We start from the raw sequence: 11712 nt of genomic DNA on the forward strand, positions 1-11712 counted from the left end.
CGGCCTTTGATATATCTGAATTACGTATTAAACATTGATATAGAGATATTCGTTATGATAGAAAGACGTCAGTTTTCACGAGTTGTTTATCAAGTCCCAGTAGAATTGTCACAAGGACAAGGAAACATATCTGGATCGATACAAGACTTATCTCTTCATGGCCTACTCATTCAATGTAATGAATTACAACAACTCAGCGGCAATGTTCCTGTTCAGGTCAGCTTTACGCTGACAAACAGTAATATCAATATTCAGTTAGAAGCAACGATAGTCTCTACCATCAATACCTCAATGCGTTTACGCATAGAGCATTTAGATATTGATAGTATCAGTCACCTTAAGCGCCTTGTGGAACTTAATGTTGGCGACGATGAATTGCTTTATAGAGAGATTAAGCACCTTACCGACTTAGGTTGTGAATAAGATCTCAGTTACCTTTTTTCTATTAAAAGCATCTAATTAGTACAGAACCATGTCTAAAAAAGTTTCCATTACTATTCCCTCTAGTCAGGGGGAACAGACGTTTTACTTCGGCCGAAAAGCCGTGCTCATGTGCACCACTACGATTTTTTCAGTACCGCTATTAATTGGCGGCGCTGCATACATGCACTTTGAAACCCAACAAGAGCTCGCGATGCAAGCGAACGATGCCCAACAATTAATTGAGACGCTGATTGTTGAAAAAGAACAAACCGAGTTTCTTTATGCTGAACAAGTTGATACCAATCATTCTCTATCGCAAACATTGACAGAGAAAGAAGGCACGATTCAACTGCTTGGTAAGCGTGTATTTGACGTTGAGTCGGTACTTGGCCTTGCTGACGAAGAACTACTGACCGATGATGTCTCTTTAGAAGACAGAATTGATGCCGCAGCCATCGATTCAGCGGTAAGAGCAACCATGTTCCGTTTGATTCCAAACGACAGCCCTATGGCTTATCAACGTATCTCTTCTTCTTATGGTCGCCGCACTAACCCTATTACAGGTAAACGCCACGTTCATACAGGCATCGACCTGACGTGTAAGCGTGGTGAAGACATCTTAGCCCCCGCAGATGGTGTCATTGAAACGGTTCGCCCAAGTAACAAAGGCTTCGGTAACTTCATAACCATGCGCCACTCATTTGGTTTCATGAGTTCTTATGCTCATCTGCAGAAATTCAAAGTACGTAGCGGGCAATTTGTGAGCAAAGGCGATGTCATTGCAAGCTGTGGTAACTCCGGTAGCTCAACCGGTCCACATTTACATTATGAAGTACGCTTCCTTGGTCGTTCACTGAATCCTCAATATCTGATGGATTGGACGCCTGAAAACTTCAATTACGTTTTTGAAAAAGAAAATAAAGTGAAGTGGGGCCCGCTGGTTCAGTTGATTGATAATGTGGTTCGCTTACAAATCAACCTGACAAACGTGCCTTACATCAGTTCGACCATCGACACCGTATCGAGTGAAGATAGTAAGAAACCCATTACGACTAACTAGACACGGCTAACTAGAACCTGTTGATTTGGCCTATGATGATCGAATTGCTTTTAGCCTACAGTAGGCCAAATGCTTTCATGGCGTTCAGCACAAACAAAAAAGAGCGACCAGATGGTCGCTCTTTTTTATGATTTCAAATCGGTATTAACCACGATGAATCGAGTCATGTGCTTGTTTTAGAAGACTTTGGCTTTCTTGCAAGAATTGTTGTGAGTAATCACCAAACCAATCACTCACTTGGTTGAAGATCTCAACAAACTTAGCCTTATCTTTGCCATCTAGGATTTCTAACGCTTCTCCGAAACAGCTATGGAAGCGTCGAATCATCTCAATGTTCTCATCCGAAGAAAGAATGATATCACCGTACAAGTTCGGGTCTTGAGCAAACAGACGACCAACCATCGCAATCTCAAGTCGGTAGATTGGCGAGCTTAGCTTCAGAAGCTGATCAATGTTCGGGTTCTCTTTACTCAGGTGTAAGCCGTAAGCAAAAGAGGTGAAGTGGCGTAGTGCTTGAATCAAGGTCATGCCGTGATCGTGCTCAGCGGCATCCATCTGGCAAAGGCTCGCGCCCCAAATACCAAATTGATTCAGTAGCCATTGGTAGCTTTCAGAACCCCGCCCATCACTGTAAACAATCACTTGCTTAGCAAGGCTAGGAACATCAGGGCCAAACATTGGGTGCAATCCAACCACTGGGCCTTGGTGGATGTTCATCATTGCTTGCAGAGGTTTAGATTTAATTGACGTCAAATCACATAGAATACAATCGCTTGGTAGATTACCTAGTTTAGTGATCACACCTTCCGTTAGGTGAATTGGAACCGTAACAACCACAAGACCCGCATTATCTAAGATCTCATCTGCTCTGTCCCAATCTCGGCTGCCAAGGATTTTCACTTCATAGCCAGAAAGTTTGAACATACGACCAAACAAGCCACCAAGTTGACCATTACCACCAACGATAACCACTGAACGTAACTCTGGGTTAAGACACTTAAAGCCAGAATCTTTCTCACTGGCATAAGACTCACGCATAGTACGACGCAAAATATCTTCGATTAACTGTGGTGGAACCCCTATTTTCTCGGCTTCTTGACGACGAGATGCCAGCATCGCAGCTTCACGTTCTGGTACATAAATAGGTAAACCATGTTCACTTTTTACTTCGCCCACTTTCTCTACCAGAGCAAGGCGTTGAGCCAGTAAATCCAACATTTGTTTATCGACAGCATCGATTTGGTCGCGTAATTCGTTCAGTTCAACGGCCATTTTATTCCTTACTAATCTATAACCCCGTGCCAATCTATAAGCCCACAATCACGTAGGTTCGCTAGCAACAGATCTTAAAATGCCCCATTAGATGAGGCACTTAAATTTAAAACTCTGACTAACCTTTCAAGCGGTTCTCTAAGAACGGGACTAATTCCGTATGTGCATGTTTCAATAGTGCCTCAGTTGAATCCCAATTGATACACGCGTCGGTAATAGAAACGCCGTATTTCATCTCATTGAGAGGTATATCCGAAGATTGGTTTCCTTCGTTAATATGGCTTTCAATCATAAGACCGATAATCGACTTGTTGCCTTCACGAATTTGGTGAATAACATCTTCAGCAACTAGGGGTTGGCGACGGAAATCTTTGCGAGAGTTCGCGTGGCTACAGTCGACCATTAGCGCTGCCTCTAAACCAGATTTACCCAGCTCTTGCTCACATTCGTGTACCGATACTGAATCGTAGTTCGTCTGCTTACCGCCACGTAAAATCACGTGACCATTTGGGTTACCTTGCGTTGTTAGTAGTGCAACTTGACCTTCGCGGCTGATACCCATGAAACGGTGGCTAGAAGAAGCCGCCTGCATTGCATTGATTGCAGTGCCTAGGTTGCCATCGGTACCGTTTTTAAAACCGATTGGCATTGAAAGACCACTTGCCATCTCACGGTGAGTTTGAGATTCAGTAGTACGTGCGCCAATTGCCGCCCAGCTGAAGGTATCTGCTAGGTATTGCGGGCTGATTGGATCTAATGCTTCAGTCGCTAGTGGGATTTCCATCTCAGCGAGTTCAACAAGTAGCTCACGGCCAACATGCAGGCCATGCTCAATATCGAAAGTGCCGTCTAGATGCGGGTCATTGATCAAACCTTTCCAACCCACAGTGGTACGAGGTTTCTCAAAGTAAACACGCATAACAATATACAGTTGATCGCTAAGTTGCTCAGATAAGGCTTTTAGGCGTTTCGCGTACTCTTTCGCCGCTTCAATGTCATGGATAGAACATGGGCCACATACAACAAGCATGCGATGATCTTTCTTATGAATGATGTTTGCGATAGTTTGACGAGACTCTTGAATGAAACGACGAGCATTATCACTCAAAGGCAGTTTTGCTTTTAACTCTTCAGGAGTAATCAGTACCTGTTCGTCGATGATATTGACATTGCTTAATTCACTTTTCTGCATAACTCAACCTGTATATTTATTTTTACACCCAACATTTCCATTTGGGCTAACAATCTTTAAAAACACAATAACAGCTAAAAAAACGATTTCAAGTGTACATTAAAAAAAACATTTGATGTAAATATTAATTTACACATTTACTTTAACTTGTTCAGAGAAATAAAAAGGCCTAAACCACGCCCCGCACATACAAAAAAGGCGATATTTCTCATATCGCCCTATCTAAATTTATTATGTGTTTATTTATCACTCACTGCCGAGCATTCGCTTGATCGTCTCTGAGGTCTCTTTCCACCTAGCATCCGAGTGAAGCATCGACAAATCAAAGCTGTGTTTTTTAAGCAATGAGTTGGCTAAAGGCACCTCTTGAATCGCTAAGTGATCGAGAGCTGCAATTTGTGCATCTCGTTTATTACACATCAACACCATGTCACAACCTGCATTCAAGGCAGCTTTCGCTCTATCGGCTGGTCCGCCCATTATGGCAGCGCCTTCCATCGTTAAATCGTCAGAGAACACCAAGCCTTTGAACCCAAGCTGCTGCTTCAATACTTTCTGCAGCCAATACTGTGAACCACTCGCTGGTTGATCATCATAGTGAGAGAAAACCACGTGAGCTGGCATCATGGCATCCAATATTCCGGCTTCAATTTGCGCCTTGAAGATTGCCATGTCTGTTTCAAAGATGTCGTCTCTAGGGTCATATGGCGTTTCTAAGTGAGAGTCAGCAATCACACCACCGTGTCCAGGGAAGTGCTTTCCTGTTGTCGCCATGCCAACCGACTTCATGCCCTTGATGAAAGCGCTGCTATGACGAACAATGGTATCGATATCTTCACCAAATGCTCGGCTACCAATCGCCTTACAGTCGTGACCTTTATCTAAGACTGGCGCAAAGCTCAGATCGATATCATGGGCAATCAATTCCGCAGCCATCAACCAACCGGCCTGTTCTGCCAACTGCTCACCATTATTCTTGGCCGCAAATTCTTGCGCGGCAGGGATAATTGAAAAGCCGTCGCGGAAGCGTTGTACTCGTCCTCCCTCTTGGTCAACACCAATCAAAATAGGACGCTTGGCAACTTTACGGATCTCTTTGTTTAACGCCGATAACTGTTTGCTATCGTGATAATTTCGAGTAAATAAGATGAGACCACCAACGGTTGGATGCTCTAAAATTTCTCTGTCTTCAGCGGTCAGTTCGTAGCCTGCAACATCAACCCACAACGGTCCCATAAAATTTCCTTCTATTGCTTAAATTCCGCTACTGCAGATTTACTTTGTTCAATTAATTGGTCGGCTTGCTCTTCTTGCTGAGTTAACGCTATGAACAACAAGTCAGTAATAAAAAGCTGGCTATCACGAGCAGTAATCGATGAACTGCGAATATGATTTTCGTCAGCTGCCGAGATAAGTTTGATGTCCGCATATTTGTCTAAAGCAGAAGGAGATAATTGACTAATCACAATCACCTTGGCCTTTTTCGACCTCGCCAGCTGCGCAACCTTCACCACTTCTCTGGTTTCTCCCGAGTAGGAAATCGCAACCAAGACATCATTTTCAGAGAGAGAAGCAGCATTAGCAATCTGAATATGGGCATCTTGCTCTGCATTTGCAGCATGGCCTATTTTCATCAGTTTGTAAGCGAAGTCTTTGGCGACTAGAGACGATGCGCCCACTCCTGAGATTTGTACCTTATTAGCAAGGTGCAGTAAATCAGCGGCATTGCTCAGCTGTTCGCCTTCATTTAATAACACGGTACGCTCAAGCGATTGTGTTTTACTTGCAAGAAGTTTGTCCATCACGGTATCAGGCGGATCTTTTCTGGTGATAGTGCCATGTATCCCGCGCTGGGATACAGGTTGATAAGTCATATCACTCTGATAGAGCTTCATCTTCATCTCAGAAAAACCTTTGTAACCGAGTTTCTGACTAAACTTTACGATCGTCGACTGGCTCACGCCTACCGCTTTAGCCAACTCAGGAGACGAGAGCTGCTTAACTTGTTGTGGATGATCCAATACGTAACGAGCCACCAGCGAATCTGATGGCGAGAGTTTTGGTAATAACGCTTTAACTTTCGCAATGCCTTTCATTAAACGCTCTTCCCCTTCCCTCTGACCGCATCTCGTTATCATAACGAGTTTTGTATTTTGATTGGAATAATTATTCCTTCACATTCTGCCGTTTGGAATAGCTAACACAACCTTCTGGGATCGCTGTCAAAGAAAACCATTGGTCACTATTCCACCAAGGAATAGATTTTGAAACTCATTATTCAAACTGACATTCTGAAAAAATAACAATAAACACCCTCTACCCTATTCATGCTACGGAGCTGCTATGAATTCACTATTTACCTCACTGGACTGGGCGGTATTCGCGATATATTTCGCCATTATCGCTTTTACAGGTTGGCACTTTAGCCGAACAAAAATCACAAGTACCAAAGACTATTTCTTAGGTGGTAACTCAATGCCGATGTGGGTTGTTGCTATCTCGGTACTGGCAACCTCGCAATCTGCAGCGACGTTTTTAGGTGGACCAGAGTCTAGCTACCGTGGTGATCTTACCTACCTAGCGACCAACATTGGCGGTATTCTTGGTGCAATTTTTGTCGCGCTCGTTCTAATTCCTCGTTTCTACCACAACAAAGTCTCTACCGTTTATGAACTACTAAAGGTACGCTTTGGTGAGAAGACCAAACAGCGTGCAGGTGTCATGTATTTAGTCGGGCGTGTGTTTGCTTCTGGTGCGCGCCTATACATGGCAGCTATCGCAGTATCCATGATTCTATTTACCAACATAGACCCAAGCAGCGTAGTCACTTCTGTTGTGATTCTTGTTGCCGTTGGCCTCGCTTATACCTATATGGGCGGCATTCGTTCCGTGATCTGGAGTGACTTAATCCAACTCGTTGTTTATGTCGGTGCAGCTATTGCGGTAATTATCTACCTACTGGGTCAGATCCCTGCCGACTTTAGCCAAATTGCTCAGGTACTTACTAACCCGGGTGAAGGACAACCTTCGAAGCTGACTCTACTCGATTTCACGCTCGACTTTAGCCCTGCTGGCACCTTCAGTTTTTGGGCATGTATCACTGGTTTTGTCTTGTTAAACATCGGTGCATTTGGTCTTGATCAAGACATGACTCAACGCGTTTTGACTTGTAAGGATGCCAAGCAAGGTTCAAAGGCGATGATCAACTCAATCATCTTCTCGATTCCTGTCGTGTTGGTATTTATGTCGATTGGCTTACTCTTGTATGTCTTCTACCAAAGACCTGAACTGATGGGTGTTGAAGGCAAAGACGTCGTGCAAAATTTTAATGGCGAAAACGTCACGATCTTCATGTACTACGTATTAAATGAAATGCCTGCAGGTCTTCGTGGCTTAGTAACGGTTGGTGTGGTTGCCGCGGCACTATCAACACTAAACTCTGGCTTAAACTCGATGTCTTCGGTTGCGGTACAAGATATTTACAAACCTTGGTTAGAAGCTCGTAAAGGAGAACAAGATGACTTCCATTACGTGAAAGCTGGCCGATTTGGAATGGCTGCAGCGGCCGTAGCCTTAGGTAGCATGGGTATCCTTTGTTACTACTGGCAACAGTACACAGACATGTCACTGTTATCGTTCGCTTTAAGTGTGATGGTGTTTGCTTACACCGGATTACTGGGCGTCTACTTCACGGCGATTTTCACTGAACGCGGCAACGAAACTTCAGTCGCTTTAGCTCTAATGGCAGGCTTCTTAACGACATTACTGATGCAAGCTTATGTGTGGGACAGTGTGATGGGCGCGGTTAACGCGGATTGGGTGGGTGTTCGATTAGCCTTTCCGTATCAACTCTGCGTGGGCACGTTTGTATCATTAATCGTGTGCCTTCTAGGTAAGAAGCAGACTCAAGAAGTTAATAAACTACAAACGGTTTAGCCAATGATTACCCATACTTTGGCAGTCGATGGCGGTGGAACCAAAACCGCCATGAGACTGAAGCAAATATCAACTACACCAAGTGTCATTCAAGAACGTACTTTAGCGGCAACGTCATTGACCTTGTATGGTGAGGCGGCAATCATTCAACTGACTCATTATATTGAGGAAATGTTGAGTGTTAATCAGATTAAAGCCAAACAGTGCTATATTGTGGTTGGCGTTGCTGGTGCTGGAAATAGTCATTTAAAAGCCAAGCTAAAATCGGCGTTAGCCCACTGCCCACACCTATATGTGACAACCGATGCTGAAGCGTCAGTGTTTGGTGCTAACGCAGGGCAAGGCGTTAACTGCATTGCGATTGGGACCGGTTCAGTTGCCATTCAGTTAGACAACCAACATGTGACTCATCAGTTTGGCGGGTGGGGTTTCCCGATTGGCGATCAAGGGGGTGGCGCTTGGCTTGGATTTCGAGCGGTGCAGCAAACTCTAGCCGAATTTGATGACAAACGTTCCTCTTTAACAAGCCTGCTTGTCATGAATAAAATAGGCAGCGAACGTAGTGACATTCTAAAGTGGCTCAACACGGCCAATGCGACCGATTATGCGCAATTTGCACGAGAGCTCGTTGATATAGAACAGCGCTGCTCAACGGCAAGTACCATATTAAAACAAGGTATTGAAGAAATAGAGAAGCTCACACGAACATGCTCAGAAAACAACAGCTTACCAATTATGTTTTTAGGAAGCTTAGGACAATTCTATCGTTCTAAGCTCTCTCAAGGGCTTCAAGCTCGCGCTTTAGACATTCAAGGTAACGCTCAGGATGGTGCCGAAGTTATCGCTCACCAGAAGATCCACATGCTCAACTTAGGAAATGAACAATGAAGTCAGAGTTATATATTGGCGTGATGTCAGGCACGAGTATGGACGGCGTTGATACGGCTTTAGTGTCAATAGAAGGCACTCGTATCACATTGCTTGATCATGATGAATTCCCTATGCCTGAAGATATCAAAGCCCGTCTGCTTGAAGTCTGTCTTGGCCAGAGAACGGATTTGATTGCCATTGGTGAACTTGACCACCAGCTTGGCCATCTATTTGCTAACGCGGTTCTGCAACTTCTCGAAAAATCAGGAACTCCAGCATCTTCAGTGACGGCCATTGGTAATCATGGTCAAACGGTATTCCACCAGCCAAGCGGCGAATCGCCATTTACCATGCAGTTGGGTGATGCCAATATCATTGCTGCTAAAACAGAGATACAAACGGTCGCCGATTTCAGACGCAAAGACATGGCACTCGGTGGGCAAGGTGCGCCATTAGTCCCCGCCTTCCACCATACTATTTTTCACCCGCAAGAAAGCTCAGTTGTGGTGTTGAATATTGGTGGTATCTCGAATATTTCGGTGCTGCGACCAAATCAGCCAACACTCGGTTATGATACAGGCCCTGGCAATATGTTGATGGACGCTTGGGTAGATAAGCACACAGGAGAGAAGTTTGACCGCGATGCGCAGTTTGCGCTTAAAGGCCAACTCAATCAAGCCTTGCTCGAACAGCTGTTAAATGAGTCTTATCTATCTCAGATACCACCGAAAAGCACTGGCAGAGAGCTGTTCAACCTGCCTTGGCTAGAGCAACAATTAATAGAATTTAAAGACCTTGCAGCAGAAGATGTTCAGCACACGCTTTGTGAGTACACCGCATTGACGATAGCCAATGAAGTGGAGACTTATCGCTTGGGTGAGCAGCCTGCACTCTATGTGTGTGGCGGTGGTACACGAAATCCATTGTTAATGAAAAGGTTGGCTGAACTGCTTCCTAGCTGGGAAGTAGCGTCGACCACCAGTAAAGGTGTTGATGCCGATTATATGGAAGCCATGGCCTTTGCGTGGCTTGCTCAGCGTCATGTTCATCAACTGCCAAGCAACTTACCAGAAGTGACTGGCGCAAGCAGGGCGGCCTCTCTAGGCGTTCTTTATCGTGCTGGCTAAACAACTTTAGAACCATCATTTTGGAATCACCATTTAAGGATCATTATGAGTAACAACGCTCTCATATCAGCGCTCTCGCACCTCGTTTCGGAGGGGAGAAACCCTGATACTATGGATATTGATCTGCTCACCTCTCTCGAAGTGGTTGAAAAGATTAACCAACAAGACAAACAAGTCCCACTGGCGATTGAAGCAGAACTGCCACAGATCGCGAAAGCGGTCGATAAAATTGCTCATGCCTTTCAAAACGGTGGTCGACTGATTTATATGGGCGCAGGCACCAGTGGTCGATTGGGTGTGTTAGATGCGTCAGAGTGCCCGCCTACTTTTGGTGTTTCAGACAAAATGGTTATCGGCCTAATCGCTGGCGGCCCAGAAGCCATTTTAAAAGCCAAAGAAGGCGCGGAAGACTCGCTGACTCTTGGTATTGAAGATCTGAAAGCGATTCAATTTTCAGAAAACGATGTTGTGGTCGGTATCGCAGCCAGTGGCCGTACACCTTACGTGATTGGTGCCCTTAATTATGCCAATCAAATCGGTGCGGTGACGGTTGCATTGTCTTGTAACCCTAGCTCTCCAATTGCCGAGATCGCACAGATCGCAATTAGCCCAGTCGTTGGCCCAGAAGCATTGACTGGTTCAACACGACTCAAATCAGGTACAGCACAAAAGCTGGTACTTAATATGCTGACGACTGCGAGCATGATTCGTATCGGTAAGATCTACCAAAATCTGATGGTCGACGTAAAAGCGACCAATGAAAAGTTGGTTGCCCGCGCTGCTCGTATCGTTATCCAAGCGACGGAGTGTGACAAAGCACTGGCAGTGTCGACACTTAAAACGACTGATTACGATGTGAAGTTATCTATTTTGATGATTCTAACAGGGCTAGATTTAGAGTTAGCCAAAGCACAACTTGATAAGCAAAATGGCTTCTTGAGAAAAGCAGTCGAGAATAATCAGTAATCTGCTGATACCAATCACAGTAAGTAAGTGATCATAAATAGCGCAGGAAAAATGCTTGAGAACAAGGCAGAAATTTTCGATAAGTAGTTATTCTACAATCAAAATTTCTAACGATGTTATCGAGTGTTTTAACCAGCTAGGATGAACAGTTATTTACTACGATTGGTATTATACTGTTGTGAGCGTCACGCTCGCGACATACAAAAAGACCAGTACACACGCGGTACTGGTCTTTTTTAGTTTTAATTTTTTATCGCTAGCTTGGGCTTAATAGTCATTTGAGAACTCATCCCAGCCACGTTGCCATTCCATGCGGAAACGTTGAGCGTCTTCCGTACCAGAACACACGCCTTCATACACCTGACCAGATAAACCAATCTGATAAGCATGGTTCGGATTACAATATTCAGTCACACCTAGGTGATAACCTTCTGTGTAACTCGCTTGATCGACTGCGCCAAGCTCACTCATCTCCGAATACGAACGCTGAGTGTGGCCTTTAATACCGTCACGGTAACCAATCTCTTGCCAGTTACCTTCTGCCGCTAAATCTTGAATATTGGCGCTGCATCCTGTAAGGCTAAATGCCACGGCGAATAATGCGATTATTTTTTTCATTTCAGTCCTTTATATTTACCTAGCCACTTCCTGACCAAGCGTTGCCTTTGTGGTGATTCTCCGCTGAACACTGGCTGATGTCCACTTATGTCTGTTATCTGCCACTGATATCTATTGGCTACCGCTTAAAGCTGATAAGCCGCCACTTGCCAGAAGCAAGACACTTCTCAACACGAATAACCAACCGCTCTACAAACGTAGCAAACCACTCAATCATTCATAGCACCGTTAAATTGACTATTCGACCA

Annotated in this window: 11 protein-coding genes; 6 read left to right on the plus strand and 5 right to left on the minus strand. The window is 44.6% G+C overall.

What is annotated here, in order from left to right; all coding sequences use genetic code 11:
• The first annotated feature begins 54 nt into the window (after positions 1-54).
• Together OCV24_RS11465 and OCV24_RS11470 are read left to right on the plus strand one after the other, a co-directional pair.
• Positions 55-423: a PilZ domain-containing protein gene (locus OCV24_RS11465; protein ID WP_136979767.1), complete on the plus strand. Its 369-nt coding sequence runs from the start codon at positions 55-57 to the stop codon at positions 421-423.
• A 49-nt stretch (positions 424-472) separates the two neighbouring features.
• Positions 473-1483: a M23 family metallopeptidase gene (locus tag OCV24_RS11470; protein WP_136979769.1), complete on the plus strand. Its 1011-nt coding sequence runs from the start codon at positions 473-475 to the stop codon at positions 1481-1483.
• A gap of 144 nt (positions 1484-1627) precedes the next feature.
• Here the strand turns inward: OCV24_RS11470 and tyrA are convergent, their stop codons facing one another.
• The 4 genes from tyrA to OCV24_RS11490 all read right to left on the minus strand — a co-directional run bounded on the left by tyrA (position 1628) and on the right by OCV24_RS11490 (position 6043).
• Entirely contained in the window at positions 1628-2755 is a 1128-nt protein-coding gene (tyrA, locus tag OCV24_RS11475) for a bifunctional chorismate mutase/prephenate dehydrogenase (protein ID WP_150878613.1), read from the minus strand.
• Between the two features lie 118 nt (positions 2756-2873).
• Entirely contained in the window at positions 2874-3947 is a 1074-nt protein-coding gene (locus OCV24_RS11480; RefSeq protein ID WP_017059354.1) for a 3-deoxy-7-phosphoheptulonate synthase, read from the minus strand.
• A gap of 246 nt (positions 3948-4193) precedes the next feature.
• Entirely contained in the window at positions 4194-5183 is a 990-nt protein-coding gene (nagZ, locus tag OCV24_RS11485) for a beta-N-acetylhexosaminidase (protein WP_150878615.1), read from the minus strand.
• Positions 5184-5194: 11 nt separating this feature from the next.
• Positions 5195-6043 (minus strand): MurR/RpiR family transcriptional regulator, encoded by an 849-nt coding sequence (locus OCV24_RS11490; protein ID WP_017056141.1) that lies wholly within the window; start codon positions 6041-6043, stop codon positions 5195-5197.
• Positions 6044-6290: 247 nt separating this feature from the next.
• On the opposite strand from OCV24_RS11490, the gene OCV24_RS11495 reads away from it, so the two are divergent.
• The 4 genes from OCV24_RS11495 to murQ are packed head-to-tail and all read left to right on the plus strand — an operon-like array spanning position 6291 to position 10846.
• Positions 6291-7883 carry a sodium:solute symporter gene (locus OCV24_RS11495; protein WP_150878617.1) on the plus strand — a complete coding sequence of 531 codons (1593 nt, stop codon included), beginning with the start codon at positions 6291-6293 and terminating at the stop codon, positions 7881-7883.
• A 3-nt stretch (positions 7884-7886) separates the two neighbouring features.
• Entirely contained in the window at positions 7887-8771 is an 885-nt protein-coding gene (locus OCV24_RS11500) for a BadF/BadG/BcrA/BcrD ATPase family protein (protein WP_046223919.1), read from the plus strand.
• Positions 8768-9880: an anhydro-N-acetylmuramic acid kinase gene (locus OCV24_RS11505; RefSeq protein WP_017056138.1), complete on the plus strand. Its 1113-nt coding sequence runs from the start codon at positions 8768-8770 to the stop codon at positions 9878-9880. The genes OCV24_RS11500 and OCV24_RS11505 overlap by 4 nt, the downstream gene beginning before the upstream one ends.
• 45 nt (positions 9881-9925) lie before the next feature.
• The gene (gene murQ, locus OCV24_RS11510; RefSeq protein WP_032547889.1) at positions 9926-10846 is read left to right on the plus strand and encodes an N-acetylmuramic acid 6-phosphate etherase; all 921 of its coding nucleotides are present in this window, start codon (positions 9926-9928) and stop codon (positions 10844-10846) included.
• Positions 10847-11113: 267 nt separating this feature from the next.
• Here murQ and OCV24_RS11515 read toward each other — a convergent pair whose 3' ends face one another.
• Positions 11114-11464, minus strand: a complete 351-nt coding sequence (locus OCV24_RS11515; RefSeq protein WP_150878619.1) for a DUF2799 domain-containing protein — start codon at positions 11462-11464, stop codon at positions 11114-11116.
• Positions 11465-11712: the final 248 nt, after the last annotated feature.

It is taken from the genome of Vibrio kanaloae (assembly GCF_024347535.1).
Taxonomy (GTDB): Bacteria; Pseudomonadota; Gammaproteobacteria; order Enterobacterales; family Vibrionaceae; genus Vibrio; species Vibrio kanaloae.